Genomic DNA, 21,611 nt, shown 5'->3' on the forward strand with positions numbered 1-21,611 from the left:
ACCGCTCCTTCTGGCGCGAAGTCTTTTCGTCCTGATCCATCGCGGAGGTCCTGCACATCTCAGTCGGCACGCTGACCGCTTGGACCATGGTGGCAGACCATTAAGAAATTGCAACAGCCGGGATCCCTAATTCTCGTGAGACTTGCATAAAGGCAAATAAATCCGGAGACTAAGTACTTGTGGGTGCAGTATATCTTCAACTATCGTGAAAAGCGCATCAGCGCTGCTGGCGATAGTCAGCGCCGTTTTTCAAATACTGGTTGCGGACGCGCTCGATCATGTCGGGGCTGATCGGCTTGACGATGTGATCGTCCATGCCGGCGGCACGTGCCTGTTCCAGATCGATATCGAGCGCCTGCGTCGTCACCGCGACGATCGGCGTGCGGACGGAGAGGCGCGCTTCGGCCGCCCGGATCGTGCGGGCCGCATCGAAACCGTTCATGACCGGCATCGAGACATCCATGAGGATGAGCTGCGGGTGATACTGCTGCCAGAACCGTACGGCCTCTTCGCCGTTGGCGGCGATCCGGTAGGACAGGCCGAGCCCTTCGAGGATCTGCGAGAAGACGAACTGGTTGATGTCGTTATCCTCGGCAACGAGGACATCGATGTCGGAGGTCGAGCGTCCGGCTTCCGGCAGGACGATTTCCCAGTCGGCGGGCGACTGCAGCAGGTCGGCGGGATCGTTGTTTTCGATCGCGCGTGCCGCTTGTGCCGGACCGGCCTGCAGGGCCTGAAGGACAGCCTCTTCCAGCGCCTCGTCGGTCCAGGCCGGATCGAGAACGAGAGCCGACGGGCCTGAAGCGGCGCCGGTGCCCTTGCCGGGCGCGACCAAATCGGCAAGCGCCGCGAAGGCGGGATGGAGGAGCACGAGATCGAGGCCGAGTTTCTCCGTGCGGATTTCATCGAGAAAGGCCGTGACTTCGAACGCGGACCGCAGGGCGCAGACCTCGTGGCCGAGACCCGAGAGAAGCACGACGAGATGCGCCTCGCGGAAGACGTCCGGGGTCACCACGAGAATGCGACCGCAGGCCTCCGCGCTTGCGGCCTTCGGCGGCTCGGCTGGCAGTGCGAGCGTTTCAGGCACGGCCCGCGCCGGATGGGCGAGGACGTGCAGGTCGAGCGCCCGGTAGGGATCATGACAGTTCTGCGCCGGTTCGAAGGCGCCGTAATGCTTGACGGCGAGGCTCCGTGCCAGCTCCGACGAAATCGCGCCGTCTTCGAAACCGACGACGACGTCGGTGACGTCGTTCATGCAGGTGACGAGCAGGCCGCGCTGCGCGTCGCCGACGCGGTATTTGTGCGTGACCACCCAGCAATCGTCGCCGTTCGCGCGAACGATCTGCTCCGGCAGGCTGTAGTCGCGGCCGGTCTCCAGCACCATGCGATCGGATTTCTCGAACTTTTCGGCCAGATCCGGCTCGATGAAATCCCAGACGGAACGCCCGAGAATCTGATCGGCGGTCATGCCGTGGAGGTCGCAGAAGGCCTTGTTGACGCCGATATATTTCAGGCTGCGGTCTTTCACGCAGATCGGATTGGGCAGGCCGTCGAGAATGCCCTCCGTCATTTCCGCCCGTTCCAGATCGAGCGCGAGCCGCTCCTCCTTCTTCTTCAGTTCGGAAACATCGGTCATCGAGACGACGCAGAGGCCGCTTGCCAGCCGGCGCTTGCGCACGCTGATCCAGCGCTGCTGGGCGATGCGCTCGACCACGTCGTAGCGCTCGCGCCAGTGCAGGGAGACGCGTTCGGAAATCCACTCCTCGCGATTGACGCGTCGGCGGCTGCTCTGCGTCACCGTGCCGGCGCGGACGCCGAGATCGAAGACGGCACCGAGAAAGTCGCGCAGCCGCGTGCCGCGGGCGAGAAGCCTGTCCTCGACGGGGTAGAACTGCTGTATCGGCTTGCTGGCAAAGATCAATTCATCGTTGCGGTCGCAGATGAAGATCGCCAGGCCCAGCGCATCCGTGACCGCTTCCAGCAGAGCGTGCTGGACAGGTGCGCCAGATGACGCGACATCATTCATTCACGGCCTCACAGTCCTTGACGGGCATTGACGGGAACATGCCGACGTCACGACCCTGACCGGGCGTGGCGTTTGTTCCGGATGCGCGCGGTCAGCATCGCGATCGCTCCGGCGCAGCGACGGCCGACGAGCGGGCGGGGCTGCGACATCTTTTCGTCCAGTGCGTCAGGTCCGTGTTCGCCGGCAGTGCCGGTGCGGCAAGTCCCCTTCGACATCGGCACCCCGCGCCCCCTGATTCGACGGTGCGGCTGCCATGATCCGACACAGAATGTCATAGCCGGCTTAATGCACCCTTAACCCTCCATAATAGGAAGCCGTGAAGGCACGGTCGCGGATCGCGCGGGGGATATCGTTGCGACGCGGGCATCCGGTCCTTGGCGGGACGCTGCGAATGACGGAGAATGCGCCATGGCCATTACCCTTCTGTCCGAAACGCTCATCAACCAGATCGCTGCCGGCGAAGTCATCGAGCGGCCGGCGAGCGCCGCCAAGGAGCTGATCGAGAATGCGCTCGATGCCGGGGCGACCCGCCTCGAGATCGCCACCGCCGGCGGCGGCAAGACGCTGTTGCGCGTCGTCGACAATGGCTGCGGCATGGGCGCGGACGATCTGGCGCTCGCCGTGCGCCGGCACTGCACCTCCAAGCTCGGCGGCGGCCTGTTCGACATCCGCACGCTCGGCTTTCGCGGCGAGGCGCTGCCCTCGATCGGGTCCGTCGCGCGGCTGACGATCGCAAGCCGCCCGAGCGGCAGCGACCACGGCGCCGAAATCGCCGTGCATGGCGGCGTGGTGCAGGCCGTGCGGCCGACGCCGGCAAACCACGGCACGGTGGTGGAGGTGCGCGACCTGTTCTTCGCGACCCCTGCCCGGCTCAAATTCATGAAGACGGAGCGCGCCGAGGCGGCGGCGATTTCCGAGGTGGTCCGGCGCATGGCGATCGCCTTTCCGGGCGTGCGCTTCCTGCTGTCGGGCCCGGACCGCACGACGCTCGAATTTCCCGCGACCGGCGACGATCGGCTGGAGCGCATCGCCCAGGTGCTCGGCCGGGATTTCCGCGACAACGCCATCGAGATCGATGCGGAGCGCGACGAGGTGCGCCTGACCGGGTTTGCCGGCGTGCCCACCTTCAACCGGGGCAATTCGCTGCAGCAATATGTGTTCGTCAACGGCCGGCCGGTGCAGGACAAGCTGATCTTCTCGGCTTTGCGCGGCGCCTATGCCGAGACCATTCCGCAAGGGCGCTATCCGATCGCCGTCCTGTCGATCGCGATCGATCCGGCGCTGGTGGACGTCAACGTGCATCCGGCGAAGTCGGACGTCCGCTTCCGCGACCCCGGTCTCGTGCGCGGCCTCATCGTCGGGGCCATCCGCCAGGCGCTCGCGGCGGAGGGTGACCGGTCCTCGACGCTCGGGGCGCGCGGCCTGGTGAACGCCTTCCGTCCGGAGGGGGCCGGCGGCATGGGATTTACATCCGGCGCCGGGCGCGGTTTCCCCGGCCATGGTGGCCAAAGTGGATATGGCAACGCCCCCGCCGCGCCATGGGCCGCGGAGCGCTCGCCGTATCGCCCGCTGGAGACGGACCGCCGCGGCTTCGGCGAGGCGGCACAGGCGGCCTTCACCGCGTTCGCGCCGTCCGCGCGGATGGCATCGGAGCCGGTGGAGCCAGAGACGGGCGGCACGGAGAACCCTTCGGCCCGCCATCCGCTGGGCGCGGCGCGGGCGCAGCTGCACGAGAACTACATCGTCGCGCAGACGGACGACGGGCTCGTCATCGTCGATCAGCATGCCGCCCATGAACGGCTGGTCTACGAGAACCTGCGCAAGGGTCTTTCGACCAAGGCGCTTCCGGCGCAGGCGCTGCTGATCCCCGATATCGTCGATCTCGCGGAGGACGATTGCGACCGGCTGATGGTGCATGCGCAGGAACTGTCGCGGCTGGGTCTGACCATCGAGCGCTTCGGCCCGGGTGCCGTCGCGGTGCGGGAAACCCCCGCCATGCTCGGAGAAATCGATGCTGCGGGGCTCATCCGGCAATTGGCCGACGAGCTGGCGGAATGGGACACGGCCAATGGTCTCGCCGGCCGGCTGGAGGCGCTTGCGGCCACCATGGCCTGCCACGGCTCGGTGCGCTCCGGTCGTCGCCTGCGGCCCGAGGAGATGAATGCGCTGCTGCGCCAGATGGAGGCGACGCCCGGCTCCGGCCAGTGCAATCACGGGCGCCCCACCTATATCGAGATCAAGCTCGCCGATATCGAGCGCCTGTTCGGGCGCAGCGGATGAGATCGACGGACAAGGGCCGGCCGGTGCAAGACCGCTGGCAAAACGGTTGGCGAAGGTTTACAGCGGCGCATTGCGGGTTGGACCACCCCAGGATGCAGCGAGCAAGGGATCAGAAACGATGAACCGGTATGAAGGCAGCGGCAACAGGCTCGCAAAGATCCGATATCTGGATGGCGACTTCAACGTCATCCTGCCGGGCTCCTTCGTCATCTGCGCCATCACCGGGCGGGAGATCCCGGTCGAGGAACTGCGTTACTGGAGCGTGGCGCGGCAGGAACCCTATATCGATGCGCAGGCGGCCTTCGATGCCGACAAGCGCGCGGGCATCCTCCCCGGCCAGACGGCCGGCGCACAGGTGTCCGTTACACCCTGACCGATCCGTTCGAAAAGGACGCCCGGCTTCAGCCGCCGCTGCGGCGGAGCAGTCGCTTGCGGGCAGCGGCCAGGGCGGCGTCGATCATCTTGTCGGGGGCTGCGGGATCGTCGAAGACGATCTCGACGTCGATGACGCGGACCGCGCGCGCGAGGTCGCCGACGCGGCTTGCCGGATGGCCGGCACCATGGCCCGCGTCCAGACGGCCCGTGTCCAGACGCACCCGGTCCTTGGCCGTCGTCACCAGAGTGAGCCCGGCGGCTTCGGCCTCGTCCAGCAGGGCTGCGATTTCGTCTTCGTCCAGATGATGATGATCCGGGAAATCCCGGCTCGTCACGATCTCCGCCCCGGTCGCGCGGACCGTGCGGTAGAATTTCTGGGGATCGGCGATGCCGGCGAAGGCAAGCACGCGCCGGCCGTTCAGCGATCCGTCGTCCTCGTGCGCGATATCGGCCACGAACACCGCCTTGCCGGCCCGCGCCGCGGTTCGCACCACCGGGTCGGCGGCCGCGTCCCGGCCGATCTTCAGGAGCGCGGACGCATGACGCAGCTGGTGGCCGAGCGGCGCGCGCACCGGCCCTGCCGGCACGAGGCGGCCATTGCCGATGCCGCGCCGGCTGTCGATGACGAGCAGCGCATAATCGAACACGAGGCGCGCGCTCTGGAAGCCGTCATCCATGATGATGAGATCGACGCCGGCCGCCGCCAGCCGCTGCGCGCCCTCGACGCGCTTGCGCGAGATCACGGTGGGCGCGGCGCGGGCGAGCAGCAGCGGCTCGTCGCCCACCTCCTGCGCCCGGTGATGATCGGGATCGACCAGCGTCGTCACATCCAGCGATCCGCCATAGCCGCGGCTGAGGAAGCCGGGCCTGAGGCCGCGGGCGATGGCGGCCCGGGCGATCGCGATCGCGGTCGGCGTCTTGCCGGCGCCGCCGACGGTGAAGTTTCCGACGCAGAGGACGGGAACGGGCGCGGCCCAGCGGCGGGCGCGGTCCATGCGGCGGCCCGCGATGCGGCCATAGACCCAGCCGACGGGGCTCAGCGCCCGCGCGGCCCAGCCGGGCTTTTCCCACCAGAAGGGCGGCGCCTCCGAGACCATCAGACTGCGGCTTCGTTCAACGGCTCGCCTTCGCCCGCGCCGGCAGGCGGATGCCGGTCGAGGAGCGCGAGAAGCTCGGTGATATCGGCAAGGCAATGGTCGCTGGCCGCAGCGAGCGACTGGCGCGAGCCGGTGCCGGTGAGGACCGCGACGGTGAGGCCGGCGCCCGCGCTTCGCCCCATATGCATATCGTGATTGTTGTCGCCGACGACGACGACCTCGTCGGGAATGAGCCCGGTGGCGGCGCAGAAGCCGTAGACCATGCCGGGTTCCGGCTTGATGCCATAGCCGCTGTCATAGCCCGCGACATAATCGAGGCAGTCCGCGAAGCCGAAACGCTCGGCCGTGCGGCGGATGGAGGCCTCGTTGTCGCTGGAGGCGACGCCGAGCTTGTAGCCGCGCACGCGCAGCGTCGCAAACAGCGCGGCGAGATCGGTGACCGGCACGGCATAGGCGGCGGAGCGGGAGAAAAGCTCGTCGAGGGCCGAGGTCAGGGCCTCGCGCGTCCAGGCCGCGCCAGCCTCCACCATGCCCTCGGCGATCTCGACGGTATTGCCCGCGGCAAGCAGGCTGTCGGCGGTGACGACGCCGGTCTCCGGGTCCATGCCGGTGGCGCGCAGCAGCGTCGCGCCGAGGTCCGCGTCATCCCGCGAGGCGATGCGGGCGATCTCATAGTTCACCGGCACCCAGCTCTTGGCATAGTCGAGCAGCGTCCCGTCCTTGTCGAAGAGGATGCCGGCGATGGGTATCGGATGCGGTGCCTTGATCATCTCGGCGGTCTTCCCCAGGATTTGAAACGCGCAGGCTTCGAAACGCGGATGACGGCAACGTCCGGGCTAGACATCGTCGCGCGGCAACAGGCGCGCCTTCACCGTCAGCGGGTTGATGTAGGGCTCCAGCCCGCGGATGGTTGCCGACAGCGCGCCGCGCATTTCGTGCACGGCCTCCTGGCCGGCCTCGATCATCTTGCGGCGGACCTCGTCATTGGTCAGAAGATAGTGCACGCCCTTGGCCAGCATCTCGGGATCGCGGACGATCTTGGCGCTGCCGTTCTTGGCCAGCGCCTGGTAGGTCTCGCGGAAATTCTGGACATTGCCGCCCGACAGGATGGCGCAGCCGAGCATGGCCGGCTCGATCGGGTTCTGTCCGCCCTCGCCGAACAGCGACCGGCCGACGAAGGCGACATCGGTGAGGCGGAGATAGAGACCCATTTCGCCGACGGTATCGCCGAGCAGAACGTCGGTTTCCGCCGTCACCGGATCGTTGCGGGTGCGGCGCGCGACGGTCAGCCCCTTGCCCACCAGCATGGCCTCGATCGCATCGCAGCGCTCGGGATGGCGGGGCACGATGATCGTCAGAAGCGCGTTGCGCTCCTTCAGCGCCAGATGCACGGAGCCGGCCGCAGCCTCCTCGCCCTCGAAGGTGGAGATCGCCGCCCAGGTCTTGCGGCCCTCGATCTGCTGGCGATACTGGCGCAGCACGGCCGTGTCGACCGGCGGCGCATCGGTGTCGACCTTGAGGTTGCCGGAGACCATGACGGGCAAGGCGCCGAGCGTGCTGAACCGCTCGGCATCGGCCTCGGACTGGGCGATCACGAGCGCGAGGTTCTCGAAGATGGCGTCGGCAAGGTTCGGCCGCTTCTTCCAGCGCGCGAAGCTGCGATCGGACAGGCGGCCATTGACGAGAATCTGCGGAATGTGGCGCTTGCCGAGTTCCATGATGGTCATCGGCCAGATCTCGCTTTCGGCGATGATGGCGAGGTCCGGCTCCCAGTAGTCGAGAAAGCGGGAGACGGACGGCTTGAAATCGAGCGGCACATATTGGTGGATGGCGATATCGCCCAGCCGCTCGGTCACGACGCGGGCCGAGGTGGTGGTGCCGCTCGTCAGCACGACGGCGATGCCGCGACGGTGGATTTCCTTGATCAACGGCACGACGGAAACGGTTTCGCCGACGCTTGCCGCATGAAACCAGACGAGCGGGCCTTGCGGCCGGGCCGCGCTGGGAAAGCCGTAGCGCTCCTGACGGCGCGCCCGGTCTTCCTTGCCGCGCGCGGCGCGCAGAGCGAGATACGACCAGACGAGCGGATAGACGGCCGTTCCGACCCAGCGATAGCCCGAGAGAGCCATGCGCGCGAAGACGCGCGTCATGGGGCGCAATCCACAGGGAACCAGGCCATCATATGATCGTCATGCCCGGCCGGACTGGCGGCGCGGTTTCTGGCGGCGCGGTTTCTGCCGGCCGGAACCCGACGGGCGGGACGCGACGGCCCGGACACGCGCATGCCGCGTCCGCCCGAAACCATCAGAGCTGGCCTGGGTCGAGCAGGCGGTGCATGTGGACGATGAAGTAGCGCATATGCGCGTTGTCGACCGTCGCCTGTGCCTTGCCGCGCCAGGCAAGCAGTGCGCTCTCGTAGTTCGGGAAGATGCCGACCACGTCGAGCTTGTCGAGATCGCGGAACTCCACGTCCTTGAGCGTCTTTAGCTCGCCACCGAAAACCAGGTGCAACAGCTGCTTCTTGTCCGTCATGTTTGCCTCTTTGTGTCTAAGTCTTCGTCTTGTCGCGCGCTCATCGACTGGTGATGTGCGGCATCCCGCCGGAAAGGTCAATGCCCGTGCAGACCGGCCGAGGCCTCCAGAAGGGCCGGCAGAGCGGGCAGCGCCGCGGCGCAGAGAACCTCGTGGCGCACGCTCGGACGGTTGTAGGTCAGAGGCTGGCCATCGAGGCCCGCAAGCACGCCGCCGGCCTGTTGCAGGATCAGGTCGGCTGCGGCAAGATCCCAGTCGTGGGCGTTCTTCTTGACCACCGTCCCGTCGATCCGGCCGTCGGCGATCATCGCGATGCGATAGGCCAGCGAAGGAACGTGGGACACCCGCGCGACATCCTTGCCATAGCCGGCCTTGAGCTTGGGCAGCAGGTCCTCGGCGATGGCGAAGCGCAGCGGCTGGCCGGCAACCGGCTTGGAAACCCGGATCGCGACGCCGTTGCGGCGGGCCTCCACGCCGTCCCTTGCCTGATAGAGCTCGATGAGGGCCGGCGCATAGAGGACGCCCGCGACCGGCCGGCCCTTGTGGACGACGGCGACGCTGACGCACCAGACGTCCTTGCCCGCGATGAACCCGCGCGTCCCGTCGATCGGATCGACCACGAACACCGTGTCGCAGCCGAGCCGCGCCTCGTCGTCGTCCGTCTCCTCCGACAGCCAGCCGTAATTGGGCCGGGCCGAGAGCAGGCGTTCCTTCAGGATGTCGTTTGCCGCGTAATCCGCCTCGCTTACCGGCGAGCGGTCCTCGTTCTTGTAGCGAACGTCGGGATTCTTGCGGAAATAGGTCAGGGCCTTCTCGCCGGCGGCCATCGCTGCCGTTGTGATCAGGTCCAGATCCCTGGTCCACTGATCCGGCGGGTGATGGTCGGCGTTCATGGGCGTCCTTTCGGTGTGGTTTTGCTGCGCGTCAGACAGCCCGCGTCAGACAGGCGAAGTGCGGCCAAAACATGGTGGCCGCACGGTCATCCCGCGCTTTCGGTTTTCGCCGTCGGCTGTCGCCGGGACGTCCCTATTTTCCGGCGAGCGTCATGCCTTCCACGGCGATCGTCGGAGCGGCGACCGAGTAGGTGCGGTCGATGTCGTCTGCCAGCGTCAGGGCCATGAACATCTGCTTGAGGTTCGAGGCGATGGTGACCTCGGAGACGGGGAAGGCGATCTCGCCGTTCTCGATCCAGTAGCCCGAGGCGCCGCGGGAATATTCGCCCGTCAGCATGTTGACGCCGTGGCCGATGAGTTCGGTGACGTAGAAACCGGTGCCGACGCTGCGGATCAGCTCCTCGCGCGAGATGTCGCCCGGCTCCAGCGCGAAATTGGTGGACGACGGGTTGACCGCCGTGCCGCTGCGCGCGCCGCGGCCGTTCGTCTCCAGCCCGAGTTCGCGGGCCGTGGCGGTGGAGAGGAACCAGTTTCTGAGGACCCCGTCCTCGATCATCGTCATCTTCTGCCCGGTCACGCCTTCGCCGTCGAAGGGCCGCGAGCCGGAGCCGCGCACGATCAGCGGATCGTCGGTGAGGTTGATGCCGGGCTTCAGAATGCGCTCGCCCATCTTGTCCCGCAGGAAGGTGGTCTTGCGCGCGACCGAGGCGCCGTTGATGGCACCGGCGATATGGCCGGCAAAGCCGCGGGACACGCGCGGATCGAAGACGACGGTGACGTTCTTCTGCGTCTCGACCTGGCGCGGATTGACGCGGGCCGCAGCCCGTTCCCCGGCATGACGGCCGATATCGGCGGCGCCCCGCAGGTCTGCGAGGAACAGGGCGCTGTCGAAGTCGTAGTCGCGCTCCATCTTCGTGCCCTCGCCGGCAATGGCGCTGACCGACAGGCTGAAGCGGGTGCCCATATAGGCGCCGGAAAAGCCGTTGGAGGTGACGAGCACGAGGCCGCCCATGCCGGTGGAGCCGCCGGCCCCACTGGTCTTGGTGACGCCGGGCACGGCAAGGGCTGCAGCTTCCGCCTCGAGCGCCCGTTCGGTCAGCTCTTCCGTGGAGATCTCGCTCGGGTCGAACAGGTCGAGATCGGGATAATCGCGGGCGATGCGGGCATCGTCGGCGAGCGTGGCAAAGGGATCTTCCGGCGAGGCCTTGGCCATGGCGACGGCGCGCTCGGCCAGAACCTTCAGGTCGAAGCCGGGATTGGCGGAAACGCTGGCGACGCGGCGGCCGACGAAGACGCGCAGCGAGAAATCGTCGCTCTCGGAACTGTCGGTGGCTTCCACCTTGCCGAGGCGCACCGAAACGGAGCGCGAGCGCCCGCGCAGCACGACGGCGTCGGCCTGATCGGCTCCCGCCTTTCTCGCAAGGTCCACGAGCTCGGCGGCTCGCGTTTCGAGTGCGGCGGAATCAATCGTCTGGGGCATGAATTGGCCTTTCCTTCCCGTCCCATTTATTGTGCACTGGCCCGGGCATCAAGGGCGTGGCACGATTCTCACGGCAAGCACGCCTTATTTCCGTCTCGCCGGCCGGGAAGAAAGCCTTTCTGCAGAACGCCTTCGATCGAAGGTGGCCCGGATCCGCTGCGCCCGCGCGGAAAACGGCCAAGGTTGAGGATACCGTGCCGATGTCGACAACGCCTGTCCTGACCTCCCAGGCGCTCCTGCTGCTCGGCGGCGCCGTGGTGGCGGCCCCCATCTTCAAGAAGCTCGGGCTCGGGACCGTGCTCGGCTATCTCGCCGCCGGCGTCATCATCGGCCCGGTGTTTCACCAGATCACCGACGGGGAAGAAATCCTCGGCTTTGCCGAACTCGGCGTCGTCTTCCTCCTGTTCGTGATCGGGCTGGAGCTGAAGATGTCGCGGCTGTGGGCCATGCGCCGGGACATCTTCGGGCTGGGCTCCGCGCAGGTGCTGGTGACGGGCGGGCTGCTGTTCCTCATCATCTACGAACTCGGCCTGCTCGACGCCTCCGGCAGCCTCATCGCCGGCTTCGGGCTGGCCCTGTCCTCGACCGCCTTCGCGCTGCAGATCCTCGACGAGAAGGGCGACACCAATACGCGCACCGGCCAGCGCGCCTTTTCGATCCTCCTGCTTCAGGATCTCGCGATCGTGCCGCTGCTGGCGCTGATCCCGCTGCTCGCGCTGCAGGCGCCGGAGGACACCACGCCGCCGATCGAGGATTTCTCGGTGGCGCTGGGCGCGATCCTCGTGATGGTGCTGGCAGGGCGGTATCTGATCAACCCGTTCTTCCGCATCCTTGCGCGCACCGGCGCGCGCGAGATCATGATCGCCGCGGCGCTGCTGATCGTGCTCGGTGCGGCGACGCTGATGCAGATGGCGCAGCTGTCCATGGCGATGGGTGCCTTTCTCGCCGGCGTGCTGCTCGCGGAATCGACCTACCGGCATGAGCTGGAAGCCGACATCGAGCCGTTTCGCGGCCTGCTGCTGGCGCTGTTCTTCATGGCGGTCGGCCTGTCGCTGCAGATCGACGTGATCTTCTCCAACTGGCTCACGGTGCTGATCGCCGTTCCCCTGCTGGTCGTCATCAAGGCGGTCAGCCTCTATGCCGTCTGCCGGCTGTTCGGCTCGGGCCACAACGAGGCGGTGCGCATCGCGCTTCTGTTGCCGCAGGGCGGCGAGTTCGGCTTCGTGCTCTTCAGCGCGGCGGCGGCGGCCGGCGTGTTTGCGGACGCGACCGGGTCGCTGCTCGTGGTCATCGTCACGCTCTCCATGGCGCTCACGCCGGTGGCCTCCGCCCTGTCGCGCGCTCTCGTGCGGGACGAGGAGGAAGAGGCCGAGGACGAAATGGAGGAGGATTTCGAGGGCGCCGGTGCCGACGTGCTGATGATCGGCTTCTCGCGCTTCGGGCAGATCGCCGCGCAGATCCTGCTGGCCGGCGGCCGCGACGTCACCATCATCGATCATTCCGCCGCCCGCGTGGAACAGGCCTCGACCTTCGGCTTCCGCATCTATTTCGGCGACGGCATGCGGCTCGACGTGTTGCGGGCCGCGGGCATCGAACGGGCGAAGATCGTCGCGATCTGCACGCATCGCAAGGATATCACCGACCGGATCGTCGATCTCGTCCAGTCGGAGTTTCCCAATGCCCGCATTTTTGCACGCTCCTACGACCGGCAGCATACGCTGCAGCTGCGGGCGCGCGGCGTCGATTACGAAGTGCGCGAAACGCTCGAGTCCGGCCTGCTGTTCGGCCAGCGCACGCTGGAGGGCCTCGGCGTGCCGGATGCGCAGGCGATCGCGATCACCACGGACATCCGCCGGCGCGACGAGGCGCGGCTGGAGGTGCAAGCCGTGGATGGGCTGACCGCCGGCCGCGACATGCTGCACTTCCGCCCGGTCAAGCCCGAGCCGCTGATGAAGCCGAAGCGCGAACCGGCGGCGTCGCTCGGACCGGACGAGGAAATCGCCGCGGCGGACCGGGCGCAGGTGGCGAAGTAGAAACGATCGACAGACTTACACCGAGAGAAGACGGTCGAGCTGTGCCTTGACCTCGTCCTTGACGCCGGCGCTCATGGCGAGCACCTCTTGCGCGCGCAGGAAATCCATGACGCGGGTGCGGCCGACAGCGGGGCGCACGAGAAGATCCGGCGCACGCGCCTTTATCTTCATGGCGGTGATGGTCTGCATCATCAGCTGGCTCGCGCCGAACATCGCATCCATCCGCGTCGGCAGCGTGGTGCCGTCGCCCTCCGGGCCGCCGACGACATCGACGGCGAGAACGATATCGGCCAGACCGTGGAGATGATCGAAGGGGACCGGATTGACGAAGCCGCCATCGATCATGACCCGCCCGCCGAGCCGAACCGGCTGGAACATGCCGGGAAGCGCGGCGGAGGCGGCGATGGCCGCGCGCAGGTCCCCGGTTTCCAGCACCGTCTCGCCCTGTGCGTAGTAGTCGGTGGCGATGACCTTGAGGGGAATGGACAGCGCCTCGAACGCCGCGGGAATGGCTTCCGGCAGGAAAGCGGACAGCACGCGTTCGAGATTGAACGGGCCGAAGCGCAGGCTCCCGCCGATCGCCTGCAGGGTCGAGGGCCGCAGCCGCCAGAGGCGATTGGCGATCTCCTTGCGCTGCCCGACCGTGGACAGGGCGAAATCGCGGATATCGCTGCCGCGCATGCCCGCCGCCATGCCGGCGCCCATGATGGCGCCGATGGAGGTGCCGGCGATCACCCGCGGGCGGATCCCGAGTTCGTCCAGCGCCTCGATGACATGGATATGGGCAAGACCGCGCGCCCCGCCGCCGCCAAGCGCCAAAGCGACCGAAGGGCCGCTCGATCCGGTGTGCGTGGAGAGCATCTCCGACATCGCCGGGTCAGCCGCGTTTGCGGAAGCGGTAAAAATGCATGCGGGTATCGCCGAACTGGCGGATATCGAGCGGCTCGAAATCGGGACCGGGCATCGGCGTCACATCGGCGCGTTCTTCGAGGATGACGAGCGCATCGGGCAGGATCCAGCCACCGTTCGACGCCGCATCCATGGCCCGCTCGCCGAGGCCCTTGCCATAGGGCGGATCGGCAAAGACGAGATGAAAGGGCTCGACGGTGCCGACGGGGCCGAGATCGGTGGCGTCGCGCCGAAAAATCTTGGCGCGACCTGTCAGCCCCAGCGTCTCGATATTGGTGCGCAGCAGGCCCCTGCCCTCCGCGCTGTTTTCGACGAACAGCGCCTGCCGGCAACCGCGCGACAGCGCCTCAAGCCCGACGGCACCGGTTCCGGCGAAGAGATCGAGGATGCGGGTCTCCGCCAGCTTGTCCGGATAGGCATGGGCGAGAATATTGAACAGGCTTTCGCGCGTCCTGTCGGAGGTCGGCCTGATATCGGCCGTTGCCGGGCTCGCCAGAGCCCGGCCGCGAAACTCTCCACCGACGATGCGCACCGGGCGTTACTTCCCGCCGCGCGGCTTGGAACCGCCCGGTTTGCCGCCAGCCGGACGACCGCCCGAAGGCTTGCCGCCGAAAGAGGGCTTGCCACCGAACTTCGCACCGGCGGGCTTGGCGAAGGATTTGCCCGCCGGACGATCGCCGCCAAAACTCTTCTTTTCGCCGAAGCTTTTGGCGCCGAAGCTCTTGCCGTCACGGGGTGCACGATCGCCACGATCCCCACCGTCGCGCGCTTTGAAGCCGCCGCGTTCCTCGCGGACCGGGGGTTCGCTCGCCTTGATCCAGTCGCGATCGTCCTTGTCGCGCTCGACGATGACGCGCGGTCCGGTATCGGGCCTTGAAAAGCCTGCGCCCGCGCTCTTGCGATCGGGGTCGAAGCGCTGCTTGCCGGCGATCGCCTGCCCGTCCTTGGTCCGGCCGTAGCGCTTGACCTTGGGCGCGCCTTCCGGACGCTCGCGACGCACCGGCTTTTCGGCAGCCGCCGCCTCGGGTCCGGTCTTCTTCTCGGCGATGGGACGGGCGCCGGGCGCCATCCAGACATTGGCCTTGCGGGGCCGGCCGACCTGCTCGCGCTTCGGACGATCGTCGCTGCGCGCGGCCGGCGCGCCGTCGCGGCCGCCCCGCTTGGCGTTGTCGGCCGGGCGCGTATCGAGACGACCGCGCAGGCGCTCGTTGCGGTCTGCGGCCTTTTCGCGGAAGGCCGGCTTTTCGTAGGCAGCCTGCCCACGTTCACCCGCGCGATCGTGGCTGCGTTCCGCGCCGCGCTCGGTGGAGACCAGCGGCCCCTCGTCGTCGGCATCCGGATTATTGAACAGCGGCGCGTCGAAATTGGCTTTCGCATCCTCGATGAGGCGCGGGCCGAGCTGGTCGCGCAGCGTGCGGCCGCGAATTTCCTGGGCCGCACCCTCCGGCAGTTCGCCGAGCTGGAACGGGCCGTAGGAGATGCGGATCAGGCGGTTCACGTCAAGGCCGAGCGCGCCGAGCACGTTCTTGATCTCGCGGTTCTTGCCTTCGCGCAGGCCCATGGTGATCCAGACATTGGCGCCCTGAACCTTGTCGAGTGTCGCATCGATCGCGCCATAGAGCACGCCGTCGACGGCGATGCCGTCCTTCAGCTTGTCGAGATCGGCCTGTTCGATCTTGCCATGCGCGCGAACGCGGTAGCGCCGCAGCCAGCCGGTGGCCGGCAGTTCCAGCACGCGGGCAAGACCGCCGTCATTGGTGAGGAGCAGCAGGCCTTCGGTGTTGATGTCGAGGCGGCCGATGGAAAGCACGCGCGGCAGATCCTCCGGCAGGCGGTCGAACACGGTCGGCCGGCCTTCCGGATCGTTGTTCGTGGTCACCAGGCCCGTCGGCTTGTGGTAGAGCCAAAGGCGCGTGCGCTCGATGCCGCGGATCGGCTGGCCATCGACCTCGATCTTGTCGGACAGCGTGACGTTGACGACCGGCGTCTCCAGCTTGGTGCCGTTGACACTGACCCGGCCTTCCATGATCATCCGCTCGATATCGCGACGCGAGGCGATGCCGGCGCGTGCGAGGATCTTCGAGATGCGCTGGGGGGCCTCGTCGGAGACCGCGGTGGCCGTGACGGCGCGTGCGCGGGCCGGACGATCCTCGGTGGAGCGACCCTCCTGGCGATCACCGCGGGGCTTGTCGAATTTCGGTTTGTCGAACTTGGGCTTGTCGAATCTGGGCTTGTCGGAACGCGCCGTTTCGGCACCGGACGTCTCGAAGCGTGGCTTCTCCGAACGCGGCCTGTCCGAGCGCGGTTTGTCCGAACGCGGTTTGTCGAACCGGGGTTGTTCGCCCCAGGGCTTGTCGGAGCGCTTGTCGGCGCGTGCCTGATCGCTGCGGGGCTTGTCGAAGGCGGGGCGCTCGGTCGCGCGCGTTTCGCCGGGCGTGCCGTCGTCGCGCTTGGCGAAGGCGGGCTTGGCGAAGGCGGGCTTGCCGCGCGGCGGGCCGCTGGTCTTTCCGAAGGCAGGCTTGCCGAAGGCTGGCTTTCCGAACGCGGGTTTGCCGAACGCGGGTTTGCCGCCGTCCCTCTTCTCGAAGGGCTTCTTGTCGCCAGCCTTGGTATCGAACGGCTTCTTGCCGAATTTCGGCTTGCCGTCGGCTGCCGCTCCGCGCGGCGCCCGGTCGGTCGTCTTGCCGCCGCTTGCGGGCTTGCCGCGCGGCCGCTGGGGCTTGTCATTGGATGTCATTTGTGTTGCCTGCCTTTTCAGGCTCTCCTATCAGGTCGGAGCCGATGGGTTAAGAGAAATAATGACGCGAATGGCCGCATCACCGGGCTTCATGGATCTGGCACTGGCCGAGGCACGGGCCGCGGAGGCCCGCGGCGAGGTGCCGATCGGCGCCGTGGTCGTGCTTGAGGGCACCGTCATCGGCACCGGCGGCAACCGGACGCGCGAGCGCCGCGATGTGACGGCCCATGCCGAGATCGAGGCGATCCGCGACGCATCCCGATTCCTGGACGCCGAACGCCTCACCGGCGCCGACCTCTATGTGACGCTCGAACCCTGCGCCATGTGCGCCGCCGCCATCTCGTTTGCCCGCATCCGCCGGCTCTATTACGGCGCCGCCGACCCGAAGGGCGGCGGGGTGGAGCATGGCGGACGTTTTTACGCCCAACCGACCTGCCACCACGCCCCCGACGTCTATCCGGGGCTCGGGGAAACGGAAGCGGCGAACCTGCTGCGCACCTTCTTCGAGGCGCGGCGGTAGGGGCACCAGCCTCCAGCGACCGGACGTCTGTCGGGTCAGGGGCGTTTTGTCACGTCACGGACGTGAGATGGAAAAAATTCCGGGTCAAGCCCGGAATGACGGGGAGATGGAGGGGCCGCGACTGACATCGTGCGCCTGCGCGCGTCTGCGGAAGCCGCGTTCGCCGACCCGGAAAGCTCATAACCGGCGAAACCGTCAGCCGGCGGCGAAATCCTGCAGGGCGTCGCCGGTGAGGCGGTAGCGGGTCCAGCCGGCCATGGGTTCGGCGCCGATGGCGCGATAGGCGCGGATAGCGGGTTCGTTCCAGTCGAGGACGCTCCATTCGAAGCGGCCGCAGTTCGCCGCAACCGCGATCCGGGCCAGGTGGCGCAGAAGGCTGCGGCCGGCGCCGGTGCCGCGGGCGTCCGGGGTGACGTAGAGATCTTCGAGGTAGAGGCCGTTGCGGGCCTGCCAGGTGGAATAGATCAGGAACCAGACGGCAAAGCCGATGGGGGCGCCGTCGCGCTCGCAGATGACCGCTTTGGAGACGCTTTGCGGGCCGAACAGGGCCTGCGCGGTGGTGTCCACCGTCGCTTCGACTTCGTGTTCCAGCTTCTCATAGGCCGCCAGTTCGCGCACGAAGCGCAGGATGATGGCGGCATCCTCGATGTTTGCCTCGCGGATCGTGACGGTCATGACCGGCTCAGAACACCTGCCACCACTTCTTGCCGGTGCCCTGCACCTGCGCTTCCTTCTTGCGGCGACGTTCCTTGACGCTTTCCTCCTCGCCCAGATCGGTCAGCGATGCCTCGGGCGCCCGGCGATATTCGAGCGGCGGATCGCTGAGCGTGCGGCGCTTGTCGGAATAGGCGCCCATCTGCATCCGACGGGCTTCGCGGTAGGCTTCCTGCTGTTCTTTTGCGGTCAGCTTGCGGCCGTTCGCAGATGCCTTGGCGAGCGGCGAGACATAGCCCGGCCGGTCGGCATTCTCGTCGGCTTCCTCGCGCAGGCGCTGGCGCGTTTCCTCGGGGCTTTCGACCCAGGCCGGATTGTCCTTGTTGGCCAGCGAAGCCTGCGGCTGGACCAAAGCGGTGCGTTCGCCGGTCGGCGGCAGCACGAGGCCCGGGCGCGGCTGATACTTGACGTTGGCGGCCTTGTCGCCGCCCATGCTGACCGCGCTGCCGAGGTCATCCATCAGGTGCTCGCCGGCGGTCTTGTCCGTCCCGTAGGTCGGGCCGCCGATGCAACCGGTGAGCACGAGGCTTGCGGCCATGATCGAGAGCACGCCGGCGCTCGCACCATACTGTCGCGTCATTGTCATTCAAACCCTTCCAGCGCGTGCGGCCTGCCCCGCGGCCCTCCGGCGCTCCCGGACCCCCCGGAGGCGCTTCGGCCGATCTGCCCGCCAATTCCTGCCCCATGACGGATGAATCCGCCCATTTTCAGGCAGGGTTCTACCGGATGAACCGCGCAAGCGCAATTCACCCGGTGGTCACGACGTAACGACCCGTCAGAGAGAAACGCCGAGCTCCCGCAGGGCCGCCGCATCGCGGGCGGTGACATCGGGATAATCGGCGTCGGAGCCGACATCCGTCGTGACCTTCCACGAGCGGGCGCATTTGCGGCCCTTGGCCAGCTGCGGCTCGACGGAGATGCGGCTCTCGCCGTCCAGGCGGAACGCGTTTTCCGGCCCCTTGCCGACGACGATCTCGATGGCCGAGGTGATGCAGATCTCGGCGAAATCCTCGTCGCTCAGCGCGTCCGCCGTTGCGGCATCGGCGATGTGGACGACGGGGGCGGCCTCCAGCGAGGATCCGATGCGCTTTTCGCGGCGCTCGACCTCCAGCGCGCCGGTGACGACGCGGCGGATATCGCGGATCAGGCGCCACTTCTCGGCAACGGCCTCGTCGCGCCACTCGGCCGGAAGTTCCGGAAACTGCTCCAGATGGATCGAGACCGCATCGGGCTTCAGCGACAACCAGGCCTCCTCGGTGGTGAAGGGCAGCATGGGCGCCAGCCAGGTGACGAGGCACTCGAAGATGCGGCGGATGACGCAGAGGCTGGCGCGGCGGCGCAGGCTCGACGGCGCGTCGCAATAGAGCGCGTCCTTGCGGATGTCGAAGTAGAAAGCCGACAGCTCGACATTGGAGAAATCGATCAGCGCGCGCGTCACCCGCTTGAAGTCGAACGCGTCGTAGCCGCTGCGCACGACCTCGTCGAGCTCGCTCAGCCGGTGCAGCATCAGCCGCTCCAGCGACGGCATGTCGGCCAGCGCGACGTCTTCGCCGGTGTCGTGCGCCAGCGTGCCCAGCATCCAGCGGATGGTGTTGCGCAGCTTGCGATAGGCATCGATATTGGTCTGGATGATCGCCTTGCCGACGCGCAGGTCGTCGGCATAATCGGACGTCATGACCCAGAGGCGCAGGATATCGGCGCCCGCATCCTTCATCACTTCCTGGGGGGCGGTGACGTTGCCCTTCGACTTCGACATCTTCTCCCCCTTCTCATCCATGATGAAGCCGTGGGTGACGACGGTGTCGTAAGGCGCGCGGCCGCGCGTCGCCGCACTTTCGAGCAGCGACGAATGGAACCAGCCGCGATGCTGGTCGGAGCCTTCGAGGTAGACGTCGGCCGGCCATTTGAGATCCGGCCGGTCTTCCAGCGTGAAGACGTGGGTGGAGCCGCTGTCGAACCAGACGTCGAGGATGTCCATGACCTGGTGCCATTCGGCCGGGTCGTTATCGTTGCCGAGGAAGCGCTCCTTGGCGCCGGCCGCAAACCAGGCGTCCGCCCCCTCGGCCTCGAAGGCTTCGAGGATGCGGGCATTGACGGCCTCGTCGTTCAGAATCGTGCCGTCTTCGCGGGCGAAGACGCAGATGGGCACGCCCCAGGCGCGCTGGCGCGACAGAACCCAGTCCGGACGGCCTTCGATCATGGCGCGCAGACGATTCTGGCCGGCCGCCGGCACGAAGCGCGTGTCGTCGATGGCGGTGAGCGCGCGGGTGCGCAGCGTCGTGCCGTCGGCAAGGTCCTTGTCCATATAGACGAACCATTGCGGCGTGTTGCGGAAGATGACCGGCTTCTTGGAGCGCCAGGAATGCGGATAGGAGTGCTTCAAGCGGCCGCGGGCAAAGAGCGTGTTCGTCGCGATCAGCGCCTTGATGACGCGCTCGTTGGCATCGCCCTTCTTGCCGTTGTCGTCCATGACGCGCGCGGCGCCACCCTCGGCCTCCGGGCCGAAGCCCGGCGCATCCTTGGTGTAGTAGCCGGCATCGTCCACCGGGAACGGGATGGCGGTATCGATGCCACGGGCGTCCAGCGCGCGCACGTTTTCCATCCAGACGTCGAAGTCTTCGCGGCCGTGGCTGGGCGCGGTGTGCACGAAGCCCGTGCCCGCCTCGTCGGTGACGTGGTCGCCGGCGATCAGAGGGACATCGAAGGTGTAGCCGAGATCGGCCAGCGGGTGGGCGCAGGTAATGGCGGCGAGTTCGTCGGAGGCGACGTCGCGCAGACGCTTGAATTGCAGCTTGGCCTTGGCGAAGGATTCCTCGGCGAGTTTGTCGGCAAAGATCAGGCGCTCGCCGGGACGGGGACCGAAATCGTTGGCGGCTTCGGTGACCTCATAGAGGCCGTAGGCGACGCGGTTCGAGAAGGCGATGGCCCGGTTGCCGGGGATCGTCCAGGGAGTGGTCGTCCAGATGACAACGAAGGCACCGCGCAAGTCCGTCATATTTCCATTATGGACAGGCGCCGGGGCGCCATCTTGATCAATCCGGATCACGTCGTTGGATACCGGGAACTTCACCCAGATCATATCGCTGTCGACGTCGTGGTACTCCACCTCGGCTTCGGCCAGCGCCGTGCGTTCCACCACCGACCACATGATCGGCTTCGAGCCGCGATAGAGCTGGCCGCTCTTCGCGATCTTCAGGAGTTCGCCGGCGATGCGGGCTTCGGCGTGAAAGTTCATCGTCAGATAGGGATTGTCGAAATCGCCGGTGATGCCGAGGCGCTTGAACTCGTCGGCCTGCACCTTGATCCACTTTTCGGCATAGGCGCGGCATTCGCGGCGGAACTCGATCATGGCGTCGGGTTCGGAGAGGTCCGGCTTGCCCTTGCCCTTGGCGCGATAGTTCTCCTCCTCGATCTTCCACTCGATCGGCAGGCCGTGGCAATCCCAGCCGGGCACGTAGTTGCTGTCGAAGCCGCGCATCTGGAACGAGCGGGTGATGACGTCCTTCAGGATCTTGTTGAGCGCATGGCCGATATGGATATTGCCGTTGGCATAGGGCGGGCCGTCATGCAGCACGAACTTGGTGCGGCCGGCGGCGGAAGCGCGCAATTGTCTGTAGAGGTCCATCTGCTGCCAGCGGGCCACCATCTCCGGCTCCTTCTGCGGCAGGCCGGCGCGCATGGGGAATTCGGTTTCGGGCAGATAGAGGGTCTTGGAATAGTCGAACGCTGCTGGCGTATCGGAAGGCTGGGTGGTTTCGGTCATATCGGCCATCATTCTCTGGCGCGCTCGAAGCGCGATGTCGGGGCAGGAAACAGACGCGCGGGGCTGCAAGCCCCGCGGCGGCGCAAATGCTTGAAACCCGGACCTTCCGGCCGTTTAGCGCGCGCGGAAGGCCGGGCCGATAATTCGCAGGAAAGATGCAAGCCGCCTCGGTGTCATGATGGCCCGTTGTCTAAGGGGTTTTGCAGCGGAATGGAAGGGGGCGCACGCATGCGGCGAATGGACTTTCCGGGT

The 21,611-nt window shown here is 67.0% G+C and carries 17 protein-coding genes; 4 read left to right on the plus strand and 13 right to left on the minus strand.

Annotation, left to right across the window (positions count from 1 at the left end; all coding sequences use genetic code 11):
- Positions 1 to 217 precede the first annotated feature (217 nt).
- The gene (locus tag C8J36_RS09005) at positions 218 to 2,026 is read right to left on the minus strand and encodes a response regulator (RefSeq protein WP_132534251.1); all 1,809 of its coding nucleotides are present in this window, start codon (positions 2,024 to 2,026) and stop codon (positions 218 to 220) included.
- Positions 2,027 to 2,434: 408 nt separating this feature from the next.
- Here C8J36_RS09005 and mutL point away from each other — a divergent pair, with 408 nt between their 5' ends.
- A complete protein-coding gene (gene mutL / locus C8J36_RS09010) occupies positions 2,435 to 4,306 on the plus strand; it encodes a DNA mismatch repair endonuclease MutL (protein ID WP_132534253.1) in 1,872 nt (623 codons plus the stop codon).
- Between the two features lie 118 nt (positions 4,307 to 4,424).
- On the plus strand, positions 4,425 to 4,679 hold the full coding sequence (locus tag C8J36_RS09015; protein ID WP_062594565.1) for a DUF2093 domain-containing protein: 255 nt from the start codon (positions 4,425 to 4,427) through the stop codon (positions 4,677 to 4,679).
- Positions 4,680 to 4,707: 28 nt separating this feature from the next.
- On the opposite strand, the gene lpxK is transcribed toward C8J36_RS09015, so the two are convergent.
- The 6 genes from lpxK to C8J36_RS09045 form a co-directional block, all read right to left on the minus strand.
- The gene (gene lpxK / locus C8J36_RS09020) at positions 4,708 to 5,778 is read right to left on the minus strand and encodes a tetraacyldisaccharide 4'-kinase (RefSeq protein ID WP_132534255.1); all 1,071 of its coding nucleotides are present in this window, start codon (positions 5,776 to 5,778) and stop codon (positions 4,708 to 4,710) included.
- On the minus strand, positions 5,778 to 6,548 hold the full coding sequence (locus C8J36_RS09025) for an HAD family hydrolase (RefSeq protein WP_132534257.1): 771 nt from the start codon (positions 6,546 to 6,548) through the stop codon (positions 5,778 to 5,780). The genes lpxK and C8J36_RS09025 overlap by 1 nt, the downstream gene beginning before the upstream one ends.
- A gap of 66 nt (positions 6,549 to 6,614) precedes the next feature.
- The gene (gene waaA / locus C8J36_RS09030; protein WP_132534259.1) at positions 6,615 to 7,928 is read right to left on the minus strand and encodes a lipid IV(A) 3-deoxy-D-manno-octulosonic acid transferase; all 1,314 of its coding nucleotides are present in this window, start codon (positions 7,926 to 7,928) and stop codon (positions 6,615 to 6,617) included.
- 154 nt (positions 7,929 to 8,082) lie between these two features.
- Positions 8,083 to 8,310: a DUF4170 domain-containing protein gene (locus C8J36_RS09035; protein WP_062594561.1), complete on the minus strand. Its 228-nt coding sequence runs from the start codon at positions 8,308 to 8,310 to the stop codon at positions 8,083 to 8,085.
- 77 nt (positions 8,311 to 8,387) lie between these two features.
- Positions 8,388 to 9,203: a 3'(2'),5'-bisphosphate nucleotidase CysQ gene (locus C8J36_RS09040; protein WP_132534261.1), complete on the minus strand. Its 816-nt coding sequence runs from the start codon at positions 9,201 to 9,203 to the stop codon at positions 8,388 to 8,390.
- A gap of 133 nt (positions 9,204 to 9,336) precedes the next feature.
- Positions 9,337 to 10,683, minus strand: coding sequence for a TldD/PmbA family protein (locus C8J36_RS09045; protein WP_062594559.1), 1,347 nt, complete (start codon positions 10,681 to 10,683; stop codon positions 9,337 to 9,339).
- 200 nt (positions 10,684 to 10,883) lie between these two features.
- Between C8J36_RS09045 and C8J36_RS09050 the strand changes: the two genes are divergently transcribed.
- Positions 10,884 to 12,716, plus strand: a complete 1,833-nt coding sequence (locus C8J36_RS09050; protein ID WP_132534263.1) for a monovalent cation:proton antiporter-2 (CPA2) family protein — start codon at positions 10,884 to 10,886, stop codon at positions 12,714 to 12,716.
- Positions 12,717 to 12,731: 15 nt separating this feature from the next.
- Here C8J36_RS09050 and C8J36_RS09055 read toward each other — a convergent pair whose 3' ends face one another.
- Genes C8J36_RS09055 through C8J36_RS09065 form a run of 3 tightly spaced genes read right to left on the minus strand, consistent with a single transcriptional unit; the run spans position 12,732 to position 16,362 of the window.
- Positions 12,732 to 13,586: a patatin-like phospholipase family protein gene (locus C8J36_RS09055; RefSeq protein WP_132534265.1), complete on the minus strand. Its 855-nt coding sequence runs from the start codon at positions 13,584 to 13,586 to the stop codon at positions 12,732 to 12,734.
- Positions 13,587 to 13,593: 7 nt separating this feature from the next.
- Positions 13,594 to 14,157: a 16S rRNA (guanine(966)-N(2))-methyltransferase RsmD gene (gene rsmD / locus C8J36_RS09060; protein WP_132534267.1), complete on the minus strand. Its 564-nt coding sequence runs from the start codon at positions 14,155 to 14,157 to the stop codon at positions 13,594 to 13,596.
- A 6-nt stretch (positions 14,158 to 14,163) separates the two neighbouring features.
- Positions 14,164 to 16,362 (minus strand): pseudouridine synthase, encoded by a 2,199-nt coding sequence (locus tag C8J36_RS09065; protein ID WP_165915009.1) that lies wholly within the window; start codon positions 16,360 to 16,362, stop codon positions 14,164 to 14,166.
- Positions 16,363 to 16,432: 70 nt separating this feature from the next.
- On the opposite strand from C8J36_RS09065, the gene C8J36_RS09070 reads away from it, so the two are divergent.
- Positions 16,433 to 16,882, plus strand: a complete 450-nt coding sequence (locus C8J36_RS09070; RefSeq protein ID WP_132534936.1) for a nucleoside deaminase — start codon at positions 16,433 to 16,435, stop codon at positions 16,880 to 16,882.
- A 195-nt stretch (positions 16,883 to 17,077) separates the two neighbouring features.
- On the opposite strand, the gene C8J36_RS09075 is transcribed toward C8J36_RS09070, so the two are convergent.
- The 3 genes from C8J36_RS09075 to ileS all read right to left on the minus strand — a co-directional run bounded on the left by C8J36_RS09075 (position 17,078) and on the right by ileS (position 21,359).
- Entirely contained in the window at positions 17,078 to 17,557 is a 480-nt protein-coding gene (locus C8J36_RS09075) for a GNAT family N-acetyltransferase (protein WP_132534269.1), read from the minus strand.
- A gap of 7 nt (positions 17,558 to 17,564) precedes the next feature.
- The gene (locus tag C8J36_RS09080) at positions 17,565 to 18,182 is read right to left on the minus strand and encodes a hypothetical protein (RefSeq protein ID WP_062594553.1); all 618 of its coding nucleotides are present in this window, start codon (positions 18,180 to 18,182) and stop codon (positions 17,565 to 17,567) included.
- A 189-nt stretch (positions 18,183 to 18,371) separates the two neighbouring features.
- Positions 18,372 to 21,359: an isoleucine--tRNA ligase gene (gene ileS / locus C8J36_RS09085; protein ID WP_132534271.1), complete on the minus strand. Its 2,988-nt coding sequence runs from the start codon at positions 21,357 to 21,359 to the stop codon at positions 18,372 to 18,374.
- Positions 21,360 to 21,611: the final 252 nt, after the last annotated feature.

Origin of the sequence: Rhizobium sp. PP-F2F-G48 (genome assembly GCF_004342335.1) — a bacterium.
Taxonomy (GTDB): Bacteria; Pseudomonadota; Alphaproteobacteria; order Rhizobiales; family Rhizobiaceae; genus Ferranicluibacter.